We start from the raw sequence: 18,976 nt of genomic DNA, 5'->3' as shown, positions 1-18,976 counted from the left end.
ACCTACCGATGGGCGGTCAACAAAGAGCTCCGCGACGCCGTCTGCGACTTCGCCGGCGACTCCCGCCGAGCCAACCCCTGGGCCGCGAAGATCTACAACGACGCCCTCGCCCGCGGCAAGGACCACCCCCACGCCACCCGCATCCTGGCCCGCGCCTGGCTCGGCGTGATCTGGCGATGCTGGCAGAACCAGACCGCCTACGACCCCCACCAGCACGGCGCCCTCCAGGCACTGCTCAGCGGTGTCGAAGCGGCCTGACGTTGACACAGGGCTACTCATCGGGCCGCCCACTCGTCGTACACCTCGGTGTCGGCGCCCAGCCGCGGTGCGCCGCGGTCCAGGCGCGGCTCGGCGCCCTCGATCCGCACCGGGAAGACCACCGTCGGGGTCGGTCCGGCGACGGGCACGTCGAGGTCGGCGACGAGGCCGGTCGCCTCGACGTGCGGGTCGGCGAGGATCTCGCCGAAGCCGTTGACTGGTCCGCACGGGACGCCGCGGGCGCGCAGCGCGGTGAGCCAGTGCTCGCGCTTCTCCTCGGCGAAGCGCGCCTGGAGCAGCGCCTCGAGCTCGTGCTGGTGGTGCACGCGGTCGAGCTGGGTGCGGAAGCGCGGGTCGTCGACGAGCTCCGCGAGCCCGACCACCTCGGCGACGGCCACCCAGAGCCGGTCGTTGCCGGCAGCGACGGTGAACGCGCCGTCCGCTGCCTGGAAGCCCTGGTAGGGCGCGTTGCGCGGGTGGGCGGTGCCGAGCCGTCGCGGCTCGGCGCCGCTCCCCCAGTACTCGCTGGTCTGCAGCGCGGAGACGCCGAGCAGGCAGTCGAGCATCGGGCAGTCGATGCGCGTCGAGGTGCCACTCCCACGGACCTGCGGAAGGAGCGCCGCGATCGTGTAGGCGGCGTACAGGCCGGCGGTGAAGTCGCCGACCGGTACGCCGGCCTTCACCGGTCCGCCGTCCGGCTCGCCGGTGACGCTCATCAGCCCGGACATCCCCTGGATGACGACGTCGTAGGCGCCGTGGTCGACGTACGGGCTGGTCAGGCCGTAGCCGGAGATCGAGCAGTAGACGAGGCCGCGGTGGCCCTCGCGCACGGTGTCGTAGCCGAGCCCGAGCCGGTCGAGCACGCCCGGCCGGTAGTTCTCGACGACGACGTCGGCGGCCGCGACGAGCTCGCGCACCCGGGCCAGGTCGTCGGGGTCCTTGAGGTCGGCGACGACCGAGCGCTTGTTGCGGTTGACCGACGCGAAGTTGTGGCTGAACCGCTCCGCGCCGTCGTCGGCGAAGGGCGGCCACACACGCATCTGGTCGCCGGTCGGCGGCTCGACCTTGACCACGTCGGCGCCGAGGTCCGCGAGCAGCATGCCCGCGAACGGCCCGGCGGCGACGTGGGCGAGCTCGACGACCCGCACTCCTTCCAGGGGACGCATGGGTCAGGCGGTCGCCTTCTCCGCGACCGGCTGCCGGGTGGCGGCGCGGTGGGCGAGCTCCTGGCGGACCAGCGGCAGCAGGTCGCGGCCGTAGTCGACGGCGTCCTGGAGCGGGTCGTAGCCGCGGACCAGGATCGTGTCGACGCCGATCTCGACGTAGTCGAGGATCGCGGCGGCGACGGTCTCCGGCGAGCCGACGAGCGCGGTCGAGTTGCCCCCGCCGCCGACGGCCTTCGTCGTCGGCGTCCACAGGCAACGGTCGTGCAGCTCGCCCTTCTCGGCGACGGCGAGCAGCCGCTGCGACCCGGCGTTCTGGGGCGCCAGGTCCTGCGGGTGGATCGACCCGATCTTCTCCCGGTAGTGCGCACCCACCACGCCGTTGATGGTGTCGAGGATGCCGTGCGCGCGCTCCCAGGCTGCGTCGTCGGTGCGGCCCAGGATCGGGCGGAAGGACACCGAGACCCGCGGGCGCTGCGCCCGGCCGGCCTCGGCGGCACGCTGGGTGACGGTCGCGATCTGCTCGCCGGTCTCCTTCAGCGGCTCCCCCCAGAGCATGTAGGTGTCCGCGTGCTTCGCCCCGACCGTGTACGCCGCCGGCGAGCTGCCGCCGAAGAACAGCTCGAGGTAGCGGTCCTGGTAGGGGAAGACCTGCGGGGTGGTGCCCTCGAAGCGGTAGTAGTCGCCCGCGAAGTCACGGGGGCCCTTCGTGTCCCACAGCGAGCGGAGCACCTGGAGGTACTCGTCGGTGCGGGCGTAGCGCTCGTCGTGCGGCAGGTAGTCGCCCTCGCGGCGCTGCTCCACGTCGGAGCTGCCGGTCACGATGTTGAGCGCGACCCGGCCCTTGCTGAACTGGTCGAGGGTGGTGAAGGTGCGCGCGGCCAGCGTCGGGTGGACGACTCCGGGCCGGTGCGCGACGAGCAGCCCGAGGCGCTCGGTGTGCGCGGCGGCGTACGCCGCGACCTGGGTGCCCTCGGCCCAGCCGGAGCCGTAGCCGATGAGGACCCGGTCGAAGCCGGCCTCCTCGTGGGCGCGGGCGAAGCGCGCCGTGTAGTCGGGGTCGACGACGTCGGCGGTGCCGGGCCGGATCTCCGAGGCGTCGGCCGTGCCGATCATGCCGAGGATCTCGACGGCGTCGTAGCGGGCGTCGTGGGTCATGCGGACTCCTTGTGAGCGTGGGGGGCGTGGGGAGCATCGGGGGCGAGGCGGTCGCGCCAGGTGGCAGCGACGTGGCAGGCGGCCCGGCGGGCGGGGTCGTGCGGCAGCGTCTGCGCCGGCGGCTGGTCGGCGCAGGCGTCGTGCGCGAACGGGCAGCGGTGGGCGAACACGCAGCCGCGCTCGGCCGGCCACGTCGGGGCGTCGGCGGCCGACTTGAGCTGCTCGGGCCGCAGCCGGTCCTCCTGGACGACGCTGGGCGCCGAGGCCGTCAGCAGCGCGGTGTAGGGGTGCGCCGGGTCCTCGAGCACCCGGCGGATCGGGCCCTGCTCGACGATCCGGCCGCGGTAGAAGACCGCGACCCGGTCGGCGATCCCGGCCAGCGAGCTGAGGTCGTGGGCGATGATCACGACCGCGAGGTCGAGGTCGGTGCGGAGCTGGTCGAGCAGGTTGAGCACGAGGTTCCGGTTCGACACGTCGAGCGCGGAGACCGGCTCGTCGCAGAACAGCAGCCGCGGCCGGGTCGAGACCGCCCGGGCCAGGGAGACCCGCTGGCGCTGGCCGCCGGAGAGCTGGCGCGGACGCCGGTCGAGCACGGCCTCGGGGTCGAGGCCGACCAGCTGCAGCGACTCGACCACCCGCTGGTCCCGCTCGCGGCGCGACAGGGCGGCGGCGATGTCGAGCGGCTCGCGCACCAGCTCGGCCACGGTGAGGTCGGGGTCGAGGGAGCGCAGCGGGTCCTGGAAGACCAGCTGGACCTGGCCGGAGCGGCGGAAGTCGCGGCGGGCCCGGCCACGCAGGCCACCGATGTCGTCGCCGGCGAAGGCGATGGTGCCGGCCGCCGGGGCGACCAGGCCGACGGTGGCGCGCGCGAGGGTCGTCTTGCCGGACCCGGTCTCGCCGACGATGCCGACGATCTCGCCGGGGCTGACGTCGAGGTCGGCGTCGGCCAGGGCGGCGCCGGTGCCGAGGTGGGTGCCCTTGCGCGGCGGGGCGTAGGACACCGACAGGCCACGCACCGACAACAACGGCTGCGCCGCCTCGGCCGACCCTGCCGGGGAGCCCGGCCCGGCCGCGGGGGCGATGCGGATCTCCTGGGTCGAGCTCATGCGGGCACCGCCTGGTCGTCGAGGTGGGCGACATGACGTCCGGGGTGGCGCCCGGGCTGGTGGCCGGACTGGCTGCCGGCACCGTCCCCGGCACGGTCGCCGAGCTGGTCGGCGAGCAGGCAGCGGCTGGTGCGTCCGGCGCCGAGGTCGACGACCGGCACCGGGCCCGCGGTGCAGTCCGGGGTGGCGAGCGCGCAGCGCGGCGCGAACCGGCACCCCGGCATCTGCGCACCGGCGGCCGGCGGCTGGCCGGGGATCACGTCGAGCCGGCGACGGCCCCAGTCCCCGATCGTCGCGACGCCCATCAGCGCCTGCGTGTAGGGGTGGCGGGGGTTGCGCAGCACCTCGTCCGTCGGTCCGCTCTCGACCACCTGGCCGCCGTACATGACGAGGATCCGGTCGCAGCTCTCCGCGACGACGGCGAGGTCGTGGGTGACCAGCAGCAAGGACAGGCCGTGGGTGTCCCGCAGCCTCCGTAGCAGGGCGAGGATCTCGGCCTGGATGACCACGTCGAGCGCAGTGGTCGCCTCGTCGGCGATCAGCAGCTCCGGGTCGCAGGACACCGCGATCGCGATGAGGACACGCTGCAGCATGCCGCCGGAGAGCTGGTGCGGGTACTGGTGGAAGACCCCGGCCGGGTCGTGCAGTCCGACCTCGGCGAACAGCTCGACGGCGCGGTCGTGGGCCTCGCCGCGTGACAGGCCGCGCTTGGTGCGCAGCTGCTCGGCCAGCTGGTGGCCGACCGTGAGCGACGGGTTGAGGTACGACGCGGGGTCCTGGAACACCGCGCCGATGCGGGTCGCGCGGACCCGGTCCCACGTCGACCGGCGGGCGCCGGTGAGCTCGACCGCGTCGTCCCCGTCGCCGAGGACGATCCGGCCGGCGTCCACGTGGCCGGTCGCGGGCAGCAGCCCGAGGACCGCGCGACAGGTGAGGGTCTTGCCGCTCCCGGACTCCCCGACGAGGCCGACGGACTCGCCGCGGCGGATCGCGAAGGACACGTCGCGCACGGCGACGAGGCCGTCGGCGACGGAGACCTGGAGGTCTCTGACCTCGAGCGTGTGCCCGGACCATTCCCGGGCCTCCTCAGACGCCGACGGCGTCGCGGGTGTCGCTGACATCGCGCTGCTCCTCTCGGGGGCGGGCGGGGGTGGACCGGCGGCGGCGCGGGGCGGCCGTCGCACCGGTGGCGTCGCGGATCGCGTCCGCCAGGAGGTTGAGCGAGCCGACGGTGGCCATCATCAGCGCGGCCGGGAAGACCGGCGCCCAGGGCTGCTGGGCGAGGTAGCCGAGGTCGGACGAGAGCATCCCGCCCCAGGTGGGTGCCGGCGGCGTGACGCCCAGCCCGAGGAAGGCCAGCGAGGCGACGACCAGCAGGGCGGCGCCGGTGGCGTGCGCGGCGGCGACGGCCACGTTCGGCAGGACCTTGCTCCAGATGTGGCGGCGCAGGGTCCACCACTCGGTGGCGCCCATCAGCTCGGCCGCCTCGACGTACTGCACCTTGCGCAGGCCCAGGGTCGCCGCGCGGGTCACCCGGTAGAAGATCGGGCTGATCAGGATGCCGATCGCGATCATCGCCTGCTGCAGGCCGTTGCCGAGCGTCCCGGCGACGGCGATCGCGAAGACGGTGAACGGCAGCACGACGAGGGTGTCGCTGACTCGCAACGTGACCCACTCGAGGCGCGGCCCGAGCCACGCGGACGCCAGGCCCGTCGGGACGCCGAGCAGCCCGCCGATGACCACGGCCTCGAGGGCGCCGATCACGGAGAGCCGGGTGCCCTCCATCAGGCGGCTGAGCACGTCCCGGCCGACGTAGTCGGTGCCGAGCAGGTGGTCGCTGCTCGGGCCCTGGAGCACGCGGTCGGTGTACTGCTGGAGCGGGTCGTGCGGCGCGAGGGCCCCGCCGAGCACGGCGAGGAAGCCGACGGCGAGCAGGACGATCATGGCGAAGCGGGCGCTGGGCACCCGCCAGAGGGCGGCGAGGGTCCTCATCGGCGCACCCCCGCGGTCGCGCCGCCCCCGCGCCGGGCGACCGGGTTGAGCGCGGTCTGCAGCACGTTGATCACCAGGCTGGCGGCGACCACGATGACCGTCGTCGTCAGCAGGGTGCCCAGGACGACCGGGACGTCACCGCGCTCGGCGGCCTGGAGGGCGAGCTGGGCGACGCCCGGCAGGCCGAAGAGCTTCTCGGTCATGACCGCGCCGCCGATGATCAGCGGGATCGCCAGGCCGATGACCGCGAGCGTCGGACCGGCCGCGTTGCGCAGCACGTGGCCGAAGAGGACGCGCCGGCGGCCGAAGCCGCGCATCTCCGCGCCGACCGCGTAGTTCTCGCGCAGCTCGCCGGTCAGCGACGTGCGCAGCTGTCGGGCGATCGAGGCGGCGACGTCGAGGCTGAGCGCGAGACCGGGCAGGATCGCGAAGCGGAGCCACTGCACGGGGTCCTCGCTGAGCGGCACGTATCCGCCGGCGGGCAGCAGCTCCAGCTTGACGGAGAACAGCACGATCAGCGCCATGCCGATGACGAACGGCGGCAGCGTGGCGAGCAGGGAGCAGACCAGGGTGACCGCTCGGTCGAACCAGCCGCCGTTGCTCAACGCCGCGCCGATGCCCGCGCCGCCGCCGATCAGGATCGCGAGGGTCAGCGCGAGCACGGCGATCGACAGGTCGACGGGCAGGGCCGCGGCGATGCTCTCGGTGACCGGGACGGTCGTGAACCACGACCGTCCGAGGTCGCCGTTCAGCGCGTTGCCGACCCAGCTGAGGTACTGCACCACGACGTGGCGGTCCAGGCCGTACTCGTGGTTGAGCCGGTCAATGTCCTCCTGGGTGGCGGTCTCGCCCAGTGCGGCCGCGGCCGGGTTGCTGTCGCTCATCGCACCCAGCGCGAAGGTGATCACCGAGGCGAGGAACAGCACCGTCATCGTGATCGCCACGACGCTGGCCAGCGACCGCAGCCACGGCACCGTCCGTCGTACGACGGAGGGCGGGGTCGCCGGGGCGACCGGGGCCGGGACGGCGGTGACCTCGGGGCGGGCCGGTGCGGCGACGCTCACGAGGTCGACACCCCCTCGAACCTGCGCAGGCTCGGGAGCTCGGGCAGCGTGGACACGCCCTTGCGGGCGATGATCGACGGGCCGGTGAGCAGGAAGGTGTTGGGGAACGACGTGACCGCGAGGCGGGTCGCCTCCTGCAGCAGCTGCGGGTAGGCCGGGTCGTCGGTCGGGGTCTCCTTGACCTTCTTCAGCTGCGCCTCCAGCTTCGGGTCGGTCTTGCGGCCCGGGTTCATCAGGCCCTCGGCGCCGAAGAGCACCTGGAAGGCCTGGACGGGCGACTCGCGGCCGGCGAAGTAGTCGTAGGTCAGCGCCTTGGACCGCTCGATGTAGACCAGCTGGGTGTGCTGGGTCTGGGGGATGTTCTCGATGGTGAGCTCGATGCCGACCTCCTTGAGCTGCGCCTGGATGAGCTCGACCGCGGCCGGGGCCGTGCCGGAGCTGGTGAACACGCCCTTGACCGGCTCGGTGTAGCCGGCGTCGGCGAGCAGCTGGCGAGCCTTGTCGGGGTCGTAGGGGTAGGCGTCCTCGAGCTCGGCGCTGTAGCCGACGTAGCCCTTGGGGAAGGGCTGGTAGCTGACCTCGCCGATGCCGAAGGCCGCGACCTCCTTGATCTTCTCCCGGTCGATGGCGTACTTGAGCGCCTCGACCACGACGGGGTCGTTCCACGGCGCCTTGCCCGCGTGCACGTCGAGGCAGTGCACGGCCATCGAGTCGATGACCTGGACCTCGAGGCCGGCGTCCTTCGCCTGCTGCACCTGGGCGCCGCTGAGCCGGGCGAGGTTGTACTGGCCGGACTGCACCGCGGCGACGACGGTCGCGGGGTCGGCCTGCGGGTAGAGCTCGAAGGTGTCGACCTCGATGTCGCCGGCCAGGAAGAAGTGCGGGTTCTTGCGCGCGGACGCGTGGTCGTTCTGGACGTACTTGGTGACCTCGAACGGACCGGAGCCGGCGGGCTGGGTGGCGAGGGAGTCGGCGTCCTTCTCGAACACGGCCGGGTTGACGACCATGCCGGTCTTGCCGGCGAACAGCAGGGGGTACTGGTAGTCGACCTCGCTGAGCTCGACGACGACGTCGCGGTCGCCGGAGGCGGTGACCTCTTGATCGTCTTCATCTGCGGAGCGATGAGCGAGCCGTCGGCGGTGCGGCCGCGCTCGATCGACTTGGCGACGGCGGTGGCGTCGAGCGGGCTGCCGTCGCTGAACTTGAGGCCGGCGCGCAGCGTGAAGGTGACCTTGGTGCCCGACTTGCCGTAGGTCCAGGACTCGGCGAGCCACGGGATCGCGTTGCCCTGCTCGTCGAGAGCGGTGAGCGGGTCGTAGGCCAGCGCGAGCATCTGCACGTCGGAGCCGGCCGAGGACGTCACCGGGTCCCAGGTGGTCGGCAGCTGCCACGCCCACTTGAGCGTGCCGCCACCGCCGCTGGAACCGCTGCCGGACGAGGTGCCGCCGCACGCCTCCAACGCCATGATCAGGCCGGCGCCGAGGCTGGCGCCCAGGAACGTGCGGCGGTTGAGGGACGTGGCGGCGGGCTTGCGGGAACGCAGGGACATCGAGGTCTCTTTCGTGCAGGGTCTCGGGTGACGGGGGCGTGCTGATGGAGGTGACGACCGGGCGCCCGACGGGTGCGGCCGGACGCCCGGAGCTCAGGCCGGTTCGCCGGCAGCGGTGCGGGCCGCGGTGTACCGGTTGGCGGGGACGGGGAGCCCGAGGTGCCCCCGCAGCGTGGTGGACTCGTAGTCGGCGCGGAAGACTCCGCGCTCCTGGAGCAGCGGGACGACCTCGTCGACGAACCGCTTGAAGTTCGAGGGGTGGGCCACCGAGATGTTGAACCCGTCGCAGGCGCGGGCCTCCCACCACTCCACGAGCCGGTCGGCGACGGTGGCGGCGGTGCCCACGAAGTCGCCCTTCGGCCACAGGCGGGTCGCCTCGACGGCCTGGCGGAGGGTCCAGCCGTTGCTGACGGCGCGCTCGGTGACCGCCTTCGCCTGCGTGTAGAACGACCGCTCGCCGTGGACCAGCGCATCGGCCGGGAAGGGTGCGTCGAGGTCGTACTGGGTGAAGTCGTGCCAGCCGAAGGGCCGGCCGAACTCCTCGAGGGCGGCCTGGAAGTTGTGGTCGCTCTCGTGCCAGTGGGCCTCGAGCTCCCGTGCCTCCTCGTCGGTGTCGGCGACGACGACCTCGATGCCCGGCATGACGACGATCTCGTCGGGGTTGCGGCCGAACCGGTCGCGTGCGCGCGTCTTCACGTCGTCGTAGAAGGCCTGGCCGGCCGGGATGTCCGGGGCGTGGATGAAGATCCCCTCGCCGACGCTGGCTCCGAGGTCGCGGCCCTGGTCGGAGCTGCCGGCCTGGAAGACGACGGGGTGGCCCTGCGCGGAGCGGACCAGGTTGAGCGGCCCGCGCACCTTGAAGTGCGTGCCCTCGTGGTTGAGCACGTGCTGCTTGCTGCGGTCGAGGAAGACCCCGGTCTCGCGGTCACGCACGAAGGCGTCGTCCTCGTAGGAGTCCCACAGCGCACGGGCGAGCTCGACGAACTCGTGGGCGCGCTCGTAGCGGGTGTCGTAGTCGTAGTGCTCGTCGAGGCCGTAATTGGCGGCGGTGCCGGCGTCGCCGGTCGTGACGACGTTCCAGCCGGCGCGCCCGCCGCTGATCAGGTCGAGCGAGCCCAGTCGGCGCACGAGGTTGAACGGGCTGTTGAAGCTCGACGAGGCGGTGCCGACCAGGCCGATGTGGCTCGTGCGGGCGGCGAGGGCGCTGAGCAGGGTGAGCGGCTCGAGGCGGTTGAGGTAGTGCGGCGGCGAGTAGGGGGTGATGAACTGGCTGTCCACGATGAACAGCAGGTCGAAGCGGCCGCGCTCGGCCAGCTGTGCGATCTCGGTGTACCAGTCGATGTCCACGCTGGCGTCGACCGGGATCTCGGGGTCCAGCCACAGCGTCGAGCTCCCCGGTCCACCGGTGGCGTAGGGCACTGCGCCCAGGTGGATCTGCCGCTTCGACGTCATCTCGCTCGCTCTCTCCCGACTCACTTCCGATGTTTGTCTAGGAAGTTACTCGTATTTGAAGGCGGCGTCCAACGAGGCTTCGTGATGCCCACCCATCACGCGCCGTGATGGGTGAGGGTTTACCCTTGTTTCATGACCAAGATTCTGGACATTGCTCCGCTCCGCAGCCTCGTGGCGATCGCGGACTGTGGCGGTTTCCAGCGCGCGGCCGACCACCTCCACCTGAGCCAGGGCGCGGTGAGCCAGCACGTGCGGCGCCTCGAGGGCGTGGTCGGCACCCGGCTCGTCGAGAAGCACGGGCGGGGCTCGCGGTTCACCGTGGCCGGCGAGCGCCTCCTCGCGCACGCCCGGCAGGTCCTGGCGGCGCACGACGAGGCGCTGCGCAGCTTCGGCGCCGAGCAGGCGGCCCCGATCACCATCGGCTCCACCGAGCACGCGGCGGCGCAGCTGCTCCCCGCGCTCGCCGCCGCGCTGGAGGGCGCGGGCACGGGCTACGACTTCCGGTTCCGCATCGACCGCGGCACCCGCCTGCGCGAGGGCCTGTCCTCCGGCGCGATCGACCTCGCCCTGATGCTCAACTCCGACGCCCCGGACGCGCTGGAGGTCGGCGACCTCGCCCTTGCCTGGTACTCGTCGCCGACGTGGTCGCCGCCGGCCGCGCCCGCACCACTGCCCGTCGTCGCCTTCGACAGCCCGTGCACGCTGCGCAGCCGCGCCCTCGAGACGCTGGCGGCGCACGGTGTCCCGGCGACCATCGGGGCCGAGGCGATCCAGCTCGCCGGCGTGCAGGCCGCCGTCGGAGCCGGGCTCGGCGTGGCCCTGATGGCGACGCTCGGCCAGACCCCTGCCGGTCTGGTCCGCCGCGACGACCTGCCCAGCCCGGCACCGATCCGGCTGCACGTGTGTGCGCGCGCCGGGCTTCCGGACGGCGTTGCCCGGATGACGGTGGACGCCCTGCGGCCACTGCTCGCCAGCGCGCCGGTCCCCGACGCCGTCAGCGCGTGACGCGGGCGCCCGAGAGCTCCTGAGGGGTCAGCCCTTCAGGCCCGGGAAGTCGTCGTCGCGGTACTCCCCCGCCGGCCGCTGCCCCTCCACCTCGACCTCACGGTGGCGCAGCTCGACCCGCCGGATCTTCCCCGAGATCGTCTTCGGCAGCTCGAAGAACTCCAGCCGACGCACCCGCAGGTACGGCGCCAGGTGCTCCCGCGCGTACCGCAGGATCGACTCCGCCGTCTCCGGACCCGGCTCGTGCCCGTCCACCAGCGCGACGTACGCCTTCGGCACCGCCAGCCGCACCGGGTCCGGCGCCGGCACCACCGCGGCCTCTGCCACCGCCGGGTGCTCGATCAGCACCGACTCGAGCTCGAACGGGCTCACCTTGTAGTCCGACGCCTTGAACACGTCGTCGGTGCGCCCGACGTAGGTGATGTAGCCGTCCTCGTCGCGTGCCGCCACGTCGCCGGTGTGGTAGAAACCGCCCGCCATCGCGTCCGCGTTCCGCTCCGGGTCACCCTGGTAGCCCGTCATCAGCGAGAGCGGCCGACCGCCCTCGTCGGCTCGGAGGTCGAGGCAGATCTCGCCCTCCCCGACGCCGTCGACGACGGTGCCCTCGAGCGGGTCGACCAGCACGACCGGGACACCCGGCAGCGGCCGGCCCATCGACCCGGAGCGCACCGGCTGGCCGGGCGGGTTCGCGATCGCGGCGGTCATCTCGGTCTGCCCGAAGCCGTCGCGGATGGTCAGGCCCCAGTGCTTCTCGACCTGGCTGATCACCTCGGGGTTGAGCGGCTCACCCGCCGCGATCGCCTCGCGCAGCGAGCCCCGGCCGCCGGACAGGTCGGCGTTGATGAGCATCCGCCACACCGTCGGGGGCGCGCAGAAGGTGGTGACGCCCTCGCTACGGATCTGCTGCAGCAGGGCGGCCGCGTCGAAGCGGCCGTAGTTGTAGACGAAGACCGTGGCCTCGGCCAGCCACGGCGCGAAGAAGTTCGACCACGCGTGCTTCGCCCAGCCGGGGCTGGAGATGTTGAGGTGCACGTCGCCGGGCTGCAGGCCCAGCCAGTACATCGTCGAGAGGTGGCCGACCGGGTACGACACGTGGGTGTGCTCGACCAGCTTGGGGCGGCTCGTCGTACCGGAGGTGAAGTAGAGCAGCAGCCGGTCGCCACTGCCGTTGCGCGGGTGCTCGACGGGGGCGGCCGGGGTCTCGTGGGCGGCCGCGTAGGACACCCACCCCTCGACCGCCTCGCCGACGGCGACGCGGAGGTAGTCGCCGGGCACCTCGTCGAACTTGGCGGCGTCGGCGGCGTTGCACACGACTGCCCGGGCGTCGCCGCGGTCGAGGCGGTCGACCAGCTCGGCCGGGCCGACGGCGGTCGTCGTCGGCATGATCACGGCCCCCAGGCGGACCAGCGCCAGCATCGACTCCCAGAGCTCGACCTGGTTGCCGAGCATGACGACCACGCTGTCGCCGGCGCGCACGCCGTGCGCGGCGAGGTGGTGCGCCACCTGCTCGGAGCGGGTGACCAGCTCGTCGAAGCTGTACGACGCGCGGGAGCCGTCCTCCTCGACGATGACCAGGCCCGGCTGGTCGTTGCCCCGCGCGAACCCGTCGAACCAGTCGTGGACGAAGTTGAACGTCGGCCCCACGTCGGGCCAGCGGAAGGCGTCGACGGCACCGGCGTGGTCGGTCCGGAGCGCCCGCAGCAGGTCCCGCGCCTCGCGCAGGGCCTGGGTGGGGGCTGACGTCGGGACGTCGGACGTGGCGGCGGGCAGGGTGGTCGTGCTCATGTGGACACTGTCACCCGGGTCACACCGGCGCGGCACCCTCGAAGGTGGGCGCCGCCGGCCGTCGACCGCCAGCCGTCAGACGGCGCCGGAGGTCGGCGGCCCGCACACCAGGCGGGCCAGGCGGCAGCGGAGCCGGCTCAGCTCCCACTGGAGGTTCGGCCGCTGGTCGCGGCGCTCGCGCAGGTGGCGTCCGCGGGGACGCCGGGACGACCGGACCGGGCCGCCGAAGGGGGACCGGGGGTCGCGGGTGAGGTCGCTCATGGATGTCCTAGCCCGAGTAACAGTGCCCAAGCGGGCGTCGCCAGCTGCTCGACGACAGGACCTCGCTACCCGCGCGCCGGGTGCGCATACCCCCGCCGGGTGAATTCCGTCGGCAGAGGTCGATCCGGGTGCCCGACGTCCTGCCGGGCACCGGGACGACGTGGTAGTCAGCAGATCGTGAGGTCGTCGATGTCGGAGTCCGAGCAGCCCAGGCCCGGGGCGCCCGCCCGCAGCGGGCGGCGTCCGCCCGCGCCGCCGGGACTCAGCCCGGAGGCACGGGCCTACCTGGAGAAGAACCGGGACTTCCCCGACCCGCCGCCGTGGCCACCGCTCGAGGACCGCGCCGCCTGGCGGGAGCTCGTCGCCACCACCGACCGCGACCTGCGCCCGCTCTTCGAGGCGCTCTACCCGGGCGAGCGGCTCGAGCACCGCGAGCTCGAGCCGGGAGGTGTGCCGACGTACGAGCTCCGGCCACGGGGCCTGCAGCCGACCCCGGACGAACCGCTCGTCCTCCAGCTCCACGGCGGCGCACTGCTGATGGGCGGCGGCGAGCTGGCCCGGCTCGGCGCGGGCGCCCAGGCGGTGCGGCGGGCCGCGCCGACGTGGGCGCCCGACTACCGGATGCCGCCGGACCACCCCTTCCCGGCAGCCCTCGACGACGTCCTCGCGGTCTACCGGGCCGCGCTCGAGAAGCACCCACCGGGCCGGGTCGTCGTCACCGGCACCTCGGCGGGCGGGAACCTCGCGGCAGCGCTCATGCTGCGCGCCCGCGACGAGGGCCTGCCGCTGCCCGCCGGGCTGGTGCTGCACACGCCGCAGCTCGACCTCACCGAGTCCGGCGACTCGTTCACCGTCCTCGACGGGGTCGACCTGATGCGGCCCGTGCCGCCGGTGGTCCGCCTGTACGCCGACGGCCGCGACCCCGCCGAGCCGTACCTCTCCCCCCTCCTCGGCGACGTCACCGGTTTCCCGCCGACGCTGCTGCTGGCCGGCACCCGCGACCTGTTCCTGTCCACCACGGTGCGGATGCACCGCAAGCTGCTCGCCGCCGGGGTCCCGGCCGAGCTGCACGTGTTCGAGGCGATGCCGCACGGCGGGTTCGGCGGCACCACCCCGGAGGACGAGGACCTGCTCGCCACGGTCGCGGCGTTCGAGCGGCGCTGCGTCGGCGTGACCGGCTGACCCCGCATCGGGGCCCTCGTGGCGGGTACCGCGAATGGACCCGATCCCCCAGGAGGACCCCCCGATGACCTCATCGACCCAGAACGTCGTCGAGCTGCTCACCGCGCAGCACCGCCAGGTCGAGCGGCTCTTCGACGAGGTACAGACGACCACCGACGTCGACCGGTGCGCCCGTGCGTTCGACGAGCTCCGGCGAATGCTGTCCGTCCACGAGGCAGCCGAGGAGATCGTCACCCACCCCAACGCCACCCGCCACGGCATCGGCGACGTCGTCGAGGCGCGGCACGCGGAGGAGCACGAGGCGAAGGAGCTGCTCGCCTCGCTCGACGGGCTCGACGTGAACTCTGCCGAGTTCGCCTCCGGCATCGAGCGCCTGCGCACCATGGTGCTCGAGCACGCCCGCAACGAGGAGGAGCTCGAGTTCCCCACCCTGCTGGCCGAGGCCAGCGAGGCGGAGCTGGAGAAGATGGCCGCCGCCGTGCTGGCCGTGGAGAAGATCGCGCCCACTCGCCCCCACCCCTCCGCCGGGGAGTCCGCGGTCGTCAACGCCGCCGTCGGCCCGCTCGCCTCCCTGGTCGACCGGGCCCGCGACGCCGCCCGCGCCGCGATGAGGTGACACCCCGGCCCCGGGCTCGCCTCCGAACCGCCTCGCCCGCGTCGCCGTCAGACTCGGACATTTGTGCTCGCTCGGCGGGCCCGGGCGGTGAGGCTGCCAGCGCTCCCGGCTCGACTCGATCGCCGATGCGCCCCCGGCGGAGGCCACCGGCGGAGGCGGAGGGAACGAGGGGTCCGGGCCTCACCACCTGCCCGGTTCAGCATTCACGCGGGCCAGAAGCCGCCGGGCCCTCGCGAGGACCGGCTCGTCGACGAGCTGGCCCTCGAATACCCCGACCGCCGACGAGGCAGACGCAAGCACGGCACGCGCCCACGCGACCTCGGCCTCCGTCGGGACGAGCACCGAGACAGCTGGCTCCACTTGGCCCGGATGGACGAGCAGCTTGCCAGTGAAGCCCAGCCGCCGGGCGTGCGCGGCGTCGTGCTCGACGCGTCCGGCGTCGCCGAGGTCGGTGGTGACGCCGTCGACGGGGGCGGCGCGACCGGTCGCGCTGGAGGCGTGCACGATGCCGGACCGGGCAGTCAGGAGGGCCTCATGACACCCGGGCTCGACGCCGATCTCGGCCGCGAAGTCGACGTTGCCGAACCCGAGGCGCACGACTCCCGGGACGGCGCAGATCTCCGCCGCGGCGAGGAGGCCGCGCGGGCTTTCTATGAGGGGGATGATCGGGACCCGCCCGCCGGCGGCCTCGACCACCCGTTCGACGTCGCGGGCGCACTCGGCCTTGGGCAAGACCACGGCCAGGGCGTCGGCCGCGACGCGGACATCGTTAGCGAACCACGGGCTGCCGACGGGATTGACCCGGACGGCAGCCCGACCACCAGTCGCGAGCCACGCACCCGCGCGGGACCGGGCCACATCCTTGTCCTCGGCACCGACAGTGTCTTCGAGGTCGATGATCACGGCGTCGGCGCCGCTCGCCACCGCCTTGTCGAAGCGGTCGTCGCGGGTTCCAGGGACGAAGAGGAAGGTCACCGCGCGCTCGACGATGCTCGCGCGGTCCACGTCGTCGCCGGTCGTGCCGTTGACGGTCACTGCGCACCGCCAGTATCAGCCGAGGAGGCCGGCGTGGGGGTCGGGCTGTCGGCCGGGGCGAACTCCGTGCGCAGCCGGGCGTTGTCGGCGCCGAGGGCGGGGACCGGCCGCATCGGCGCCTCCCGTCCCGCCACCGTCACCGGCGGCAGGGGCGCGCGCACCGGCCCTGCGGGGGTGTCGACCGGACGCCACCGGTCGCGCGCTGCCATCTGGGGGTGGTCGAACCATTCTGCTGGCGTTCGCAACTGGGCGCACGCGATGCCGGCACCCTCGAGCGCGGCCAGCGCCTGCTCGGCGGTGAGCCCCTTCAGCGCCTCCTCGAGCAGCGGTGTGAGCTCGGCGTCGTTGGCCACCCGTGCGGTGTTGTCCGCGAAGCGAGGGTCGCTCGTCAAGGTGTCGTCGCGCAGCACGTCACGGCACAGCGCGGACCACTCCCGCTCATTCTGGACACCGAGGAAGATCGTGCGGCCGTCCCCCGTCGCGTAGGGGCCGTACGGGGCGATGGACGCGTGCCGGGCGCCGGTGCGTCGGGCCGGGCGTTCGCCGTACACGCTGTAGTAGGCGGGCTGGACCATCCACTCCCCCAGCGCGTCCAGCATGGCCACCTCGAGCGTGCTCCCGACGCCGGTCGTGCGACGCTCGTAGAGGGCGGTGAGAATACCGGTGTAGGCGTACATACCGGTTGCGATGTCCGCGACCGAGACCCCGACCTTGGCGGGCCCGTCACCGGTGCCGGTCACCGCGAGCAGTCCTGCTTCGCACTGGACCAGCAGGTCGTAGGCCTTCTTGTCGCGGTAGGGGCCGGTCGAGCCGTAGCCGGAGACGGAGCAGTGAACCAGCTCGGGACGCTGCGCCCGCAGGGTTGCGGCGTCGAGCCCGGCCCGCTCCGCGGCGCCGGGGGCAAGGTTCTGGACGAGGACGTCGGCGCGGGCGATGATCTCGTCCAGGAGCCGCCGGTCCTCGGGGTCCTTGATGTCGAGCTCGAGGCTCTCCTTGCCACGGTTGAGCCAGACGAAGTAACTCGCCTCGCCGTGGACCGAGCGGTCGTAGCGCCGGGCGAAGTCGCCGACACCGGGTCGCTCGATCTTGATCACGCGAGCGCCGAGGTCAGCCAGCTGACGCGTAGCGAAGGGCGCCGCGACGGCGTGCTCGAGGGAGACGACGGTGATGCCGTCGAGGGGGCCCACCGTGCCGGCCGCGGCGGCCTGCTGTTCGGCGGTCTGGTCGGTGGTCTGGTCGGTCATCGGCGCGCCCCATCGACGACCTGGCGGGCGATAACGCCGCGGAGCACCTCGTTGGTGCCCTCGCCGACGATCATGAGGGGTGCGTCACGGAAGTAGCGCTCGACGTCGTACTCCTGCGAGTAGCCGTAGCCGCCGTGGATGCGGACGGCGTTGAGCGCGATCTTCATCGCCGCCTCCGATGCGAAGAGCTTGGCCATGCTGGCTTCCTTGTCGGCACGCTCGCCGGAGTCATAGCACCGGGCGGCGTGCTGCACGAGCTGCCGTGCCGCCTCGAGCTCGGTTGCCATGTCGGCGAGGTAGTTCCCGATCGACTGGTGCTGCCAGATTGGCTTGCCGAAGGACTGGCGCTCGCGCGCATAGCGCACAGAGTCGTCGAGGGCGGCCTGGGCGACACCGAGGGCGCGAGAGGCCACCTGGATACGTCCGACCTCGAGGCCGCGCATCATCTGGGCGAACCCGCGGCCCTCCTCCTTGCCCAGCAGAGCGTCCCCCGGGACCCGGAAGTCGGTGAACGACAGCTCACACGCCTCGACGCCCTTGTAGCCGAGCTTGGGGAGGTCGCGGGAGACCTCGAACCCAGGCCCCCTCTCGACCAGCAGGATGCTGACCCCGCGGTGTGCAGGCTCGGCGTCCGGGTCGGTGCGGCACAGCAAGGCAACGAGGCCGGAGCGGCGGGCGTTGGAGATCCACGTCTTGGACCCGTTGACGACGTACTCGTCGCCGTCGCGTCGGGCCACGGTGCGCATGGCCTGGAGGTCGGAGCCACCACCCGGCTCGGTGAGGGCCATCGTGGCCCGCAGCTCACCGGTCGCCATCCGCGGTAGGTAGCGGTCCTTCTGCGCCTCGGTGCCGAAGGCGAGGAGCAGCTTCGCTACCACGGTGTGCCCGCCCATTGCACCGGCGAGGCTCATCCAGCCGCGGGCGAGCTCGGCGGTGACCGCGGCGTAGCAGGGCGTGCTGACCGACGCCTCGCCCCACGGGGCGGGGATCGCGAGCCCGTAGATACCCATGCCCTTCATCTGCTCGATGAGGTCCTCAGGGTAAGTATTGGCGTGCTCGAGCTCGCGGACCACGGGACGGACCTCTCGATCGACCCAGGTCCTGACGAGGTCGACCACCTCGCGCTCGTCGTCGTTCAGGTTCATCGGTTCTCCTCCTGGTAGGTGGCGAACGCCGTCATGGCGAGGCGGCCGTCCGCGGCCGACGCCCAGGCCTCTGCGCCATCGGGCGTGCGGCGGTGTGCGACGTCGAAGGGCTCGGACACGAATAGCGGCGAGCGGGCCTGGTAGGTGAAAGTTGCGAGCGGGCCCGGCCCGGGCTGTGCGACCGACTCCATGAGCAGGGTCGCGAGCAGCGGTCCGTGGACCACGAGCGCCGGGTAGCCCTCGATCTCGCGGGCGTAGTCGGCGTCGTAGTGGATGCGGTGGCTGTTGAAGGTCAGCGCGGAATAGCGGAACAGGGCAGTGCTGTCGAGCAGCCAAGTGCGGGTGCCGTCGGCTGCCGGCAGCTCGTCACCCTCGCTGCGCGGGCTCGCCGCGGGTGCGGAGGCGTCCTTGTAGACGACCGTCTGGCGCTCCTCGAGGACCAGCTCGCCGTCGCGGAGGTGCTCGTGGGTGAGGACCACGAAGTACAGCAGTCCGCTTCGCCCCCGCTTCGGTACCACGTCGGCAACCGTGCTGCGCCGGGTGACCAGGTCACCGATTCGCAGCGGCTGGTGGAAGGCGAGCTCACCCGCCGCCCACATCCGCCGCTCCAGTGGCACGGGCGGCATCGTCACGCCGCGCGCGGGGTGCCCGTCCACACCGAGCCGGGAGGCCTCCACGACGTCGTGGGCGTAGAGCCAGTGCCAGCCCGGCGGCAGGACGTCGCCGTCCGCGAGCCCGGGCGCACGGTCCAGCGTCGCGCACATCTTGTCGGCCTGACCGGCGTCCAACGCCAGCGTGACCTCGCGGCTCCGGCCGACCCAGCTGCGCAACTCTGCAGCAAGCTCCTGCCCGCCGGCCGGTCCTCCCCTCGATGCGGTCACTGCCTGGCTCCGTTCTGTCGATCCGTCGTACCCCTATTGACCGCTCCATCATGTTCGACAATAAGAACGCCCGTCGAATA

General features: G+C 72.9%; 18 protein-coding genes and 1 pseudogene. 4 read left to right on the top strand and 15 right to left on the bottom strand.

Going from position 1 to position 18,976, the window contains the following annotated elements; genetic code table 11:
• Positions 1 to 258 (top strand): hypothetical protein (locus tag NOCJ54_RS30005; protein ID WP_028655767.1); only part of this gene is annotated, 258 nt, incomplete at its 5' end.
• A gap of 17 nt (positions 259 to 275) precedes the next feature.
• On the opposite strand, the gene NOCJ54_RS0115350 is transcribed toward NOCJ54_RS30005, so the two are convergent.
• The 9 genes and pseudogenes from NOCJ54_RS0115350 to NOCJ54_RS0115315 form a co-directional block, all read right to left on the bottom strand.
• A complete protein-coding gene (locus NOCJ54_RS0115350) occupies positions 276 to 1,424 on the bottom strand; it encodes a CaiB/BaiF CoA transferase family protein (protein WP_028656197.1) in 1,149 nt (382 codons plus the stop codon).
• Positions 1,425 to 1,427: 3 nt separating this feature from the next.
• Positions 1,428 to 2,579, bottom strand: coding sequence for an LLM class flavin-dependent oxidoreductase (locus tag NOCJ54_RS26135; RefSeq protein WP_036518221.1), 1,152 nt, complete (start codon positions 2,577 to 2,579; stop codon positions 1,428 to 1,430).
• Positions 2,576 to 3,685, bottom strand: a complete 1,110-nt coding sequence (locus NOCJ54_RS26130; protein WP_084255273.1) for an ABC transporter ATP-binding protein — start codon at positions 3,683 to 3,685, stop codon at positions 2,576 to 2,578. Before NOCJ54_RS26130 ends, NOCJ54_RS26135 begins: the two co-directional genes overlap by 4 nt.
• On the bottom strand, positions 3,682 to 4,806 hold the full coding sequence (locus tag NOCJ54_RS26125; protein WP_084255271.1) for an ABC transporter ATP-binding protein: 1,125 nt from the start codon (positions 4,804 to 4,806) through the stop codon (positions 3,682 to 3,684). The genes NOCJ54_RS26130 and NOCJ54_RS26125 overlap by 4 nt, the downstream gene beginning before the upstream one ends.
• Positions 4,772 to 5,677, bottom strand: a complete 906-nt coding sequence (locus NOCJ54_RS0115330) for an ABC transporter permease (RefSeq protein WP_028656196.1) — start codon at positions 5,675 to 5,677, stop codon at positions 4,772 to 4,774. The genes NOCJ54_RS26125 and NOCJ54_RS0115330 overlap by 35 nt, the downstream gene beginning before the upstream one ends.
• Entirely contained in the window at positions 5,674 to 6,741 is a 1,068-nt protein-coding gene (locus tag NOCJ54_RS0115325) for an ABC transporter permease (protein ID WP_028656195.1), read from the bottom strand. Before NOCJ54_RS0115325 ends, NOCJ54_RS0115330 begins: the two co-directional genes overlap by 4 nt.
• Positions 6,738 to 8,015, bottom strand: a complete 1,278-nt coding sequence (locus tag NOCJ54_RS26120; protein ID WP_198020240.1) for an ABC transporter substrate-binding protein — start codon at positions 8,013 to 8,015, stop codon at positions 6,738 to 6,740. The genes NOCJ54_RS0115325 and NOCJ54_RS26120 overlap by 4 nt, the downstream gene beginning before the upstream one ends.
• Positions 7,931 to 8,206: pseudogene (locus NOCJ54_RS30605) on the bottom strand (hypothetical protein); the annotation flags it as partial. The pseudogene NOCJ54_RS30605 and the gene NOCJ54_RS26120, both read right to left, overlap by 85 nt.
• A 177-nt stretch (positions 8,207 to 8,383) precedes the next feature.
• Positions 8,384 to 9,742, bottom strand: a complete 1,359-nt coding sequence (locus NOCJ54_RS0115315) for an LLM class flavin-dependent oxidoreductase (protein WP_028656194.1) — start codon at positions 9,740 to 9,742, stop codon at positions 8,384 to 8,386.
• A gap of 132 nt (positions 9,743 to 9,874) precedes the next feature.
• Here NOCJ54_RS0115315 and NOCJ54_RS0115310 point away from each other — a divergent pair, with 132 nt between their 5' ends.
• Entirely contained in the window at positions 9,875 to 10,747 is an 873-nt protein-coding gene (locus tag NOCJ54_RS0115310; protein WP_028656193.1) for a LysR family transcriptional regulator, read from the top strand.
• Positions 10,748 to 10,774: 27 nt separating this feature from the next.
• Here the strand turns inward: NOCJ54_RS0115310 and NOCJ54_RS0115305 are convergent, their stop codons facing one another.
• Both NOCJ54_RS0115305 and NOCJ54_RS0115300 read right to left on the bottom strand, forming a co-directional pair.
• The gene (locus tag NOCJ54_RS0115305) at positions 10,775 to 12,532 is read right to left on the bottom strand and encodes an AMP-binding protein (protein WP_084255269.1); all 1,758 of its coding nucleotides are present in this window, start codon (positions 12,530 to 12,532) and stop codon (positions 10,775 to 10,777) included.
• 75 nt (positions 12,533 to 12,607) lie between these two features.
• Entirely contained in the window at positions 12,608 to 12,793 is a 186-nt protein-coding gene (locus NOCJ54_RS0115300) for a hypothetical protein (RefSeq protein ID WP_028656191.1), read from the bottom strand.
• A gap of 177 nt (positions 12,794 to 12,970) precedes the next feature.
• On the opposite strand from NOCJ54_RS0115300, the gene NOCJ54_RS26115 reads away from it, so the two are divergent.
• Positions 12,971 to 13,975: an alpha/beta hydrolase gene (locus NOCJ54_RS26115; RefSeq protein WP_198020239.1), complete on the top strand. Its 1,005-nt coding sequence runs from the start codon at positions 12,971 to 12,973 to the stop codon at positions 13,973 to 13,975.
• 64 nt (positions 13,976 to 14,039) lie between these two features.
• Entirely contained in the window at positions 14,040 to 14,591 is a 552-nt protein-coding gene (locus NOCJ54_RS0115290) for a hemerythrin domain-containing protein (protein ID WP_028656190.1), read from the top strand.
• A 180-nt stretch (positions 14,592 to 14,771) separates the two neighbouring features.
• On the opposite strand, the gene NOCJ54_RS0115285 is transcribed toward NOCJ54_RS0115290, so the two are convergent.
• The 4 genes from NOCJ54_RS0115285 to NOCJ54_RS0115270 are packed head-to-tail and all read right to left on the bottom strand — an operon-like array spanning position 14,772 to position 18,845.
• On the bottom strand, positions 14,772 to 15,626 hold the full coding sequence (locus tag NOCJ54_RS0115285) for an HpcH/HpaI aldolase/citrate lyase family protein (RefSeq protein WP_198020238.1): 855 nt from the start codon (positions 15,624 to 15,626) through the stop codon (positions 14,772 to 14,774).
• Entirely contained in the window at positions 15,623 to 16,870 is a 1,248-nt protein-coding gene (locus NOCJ54_RS26110) for a CaiB/BaiF CoA transferase family protein (protein WP_084255267.1), read from the bottom strand. The genes NOCJ54_RS0115285 and NOCJ54_RS26110 overlap by 4 nt, the downstream gene beginning before the upstream one ends.
• Positions 16,867 to 18,015, bottom strand: coding sequence for an acyl-CoA dehydrogenase family protein (locus NOCJ54_RS0115275; protein WP_198020237.1), 1,149 nt, complete (start codon positions 18,013 to 18,015; stop codon positions 16,867 to 16,869). Before NOCJ54_RS0115275 ends, NOCJ54_RS26110 begins: the two co-directional genes overlap by 4 nt.
• Positions 18,012 to 18,845, bottom strand: a complete 834-nt coding sequence (locus NOCJ54_RS0115270) for an FAS1-like dehydratase domain-containing protein (RefSeq protein ID WP_028656187.1) — start codon at positions 18,843 to 18,845, stop codon at positions 18,012 to 18,014. The genes NOCJ54_RS0115275 and NOCJ54_RS0115270 overlap by 4 nt, the downstream gene beginning before the upstream one ends.
• Positions 18,846 to 18,976 lie beyond the last annotated feature (131 nt).

The organism is Nocardioides sp. J54 (assembly GCF_000519005.1).
Classification (GTDB): Bacteria; Actinomycetota; Actinomycetes; order Propionibacteriales; family Nocardioidaceae; genus Nocardioides.
This window is presented reverse-complemented; position numbering and strand designations above follow the sequence as displayed.

Coding starts and splice junctions, on each gene's coding strand:
- NOCJ54_RS26130 (WP_084255273.1), bottom strand. CDS start 3,685: ATGAGCTCGACCCAGGAGATCCGCATCGCCCCCGCGGCCGGGCCGGGC.
- NOCJ54_RS0115290 (WP_028656190.1), top strand. CDS start 14,040: ATGACCTCATCGACCCAGAACGTCGTCGAGCTGCTCACCGCGCAGCAC.
- NOCJ54_RS0115305 (WP_084255269.1), bottom strand. CDS start 12,532: ATGAGCACGACCACCCTGCCCGCCGCCACGTCCGACGTCCCGACGTCA.
- NOCJ54_RS0115315 (WP_028656194.1), bottom strand. CDS start 9,742: ATGACGTCGAAGCGGCAGATCCACCTGGGCGCAGTGCCCTACGCCACC.
- NOCJ54_RS0115350 (WP_028656197.1), bottom strand. CDS start 1,424: ATGCGTCCCCTGGAAGGAGTGCGGGTCGTCGAGCTCGCCCACGTCGCC.
- NOCJ54_RS0115310 (WP_028656193.1), top strand. CDS start 9,875: ATGACCAAGATTCTGGACATTGCTCCGCTCCGCAGCCTCGTGGCGATC.
- NOCJ54_RS26110 (WP_084255267.1), bottom strand. CDS start 16,870: ATGACCGACCAGACCACCGACCAGACCGCCGAACAGCAGGCCGCCGCG.
- NOCJ54_RS0115300 (WP_028656191.1), bottom strand. CDS start 12,793: ATGAGCGACCTCACCCGCGACCCCCGGTCCCCCTTCGGCGGCCCGGTC.
- NOCJ54_RS0115330 (WP_028656196.1), bottom strand. CDS start 5,677: ATGAGGACCCTCGCCGCCCTCTGGCGGGTGCCCAGCGCCCGCTTCGCC.
- NOCJ54_RS26125 (WP_084255271.1), bottom strand. CDS start 4,806: ATGTCAGCGACACCCGCGACGCCGTCGGCGTCTGAGGAGGCCCGGGAA.
- NOCJ54_RS0115275 (WP_198020237.1), bottom strand. CDS start 18,015: ATGAACCTGAACGACGACGAGCGCGAGGTGGTCGACCTCGTCAGGACC.
- NOCJ54_RS26135 (WP_036518221.1), bottom strand. CDS start 2,579: ATGACCCACGACGCCCGCTACGACGCCGTCGAGATCCTCGGCATGATC.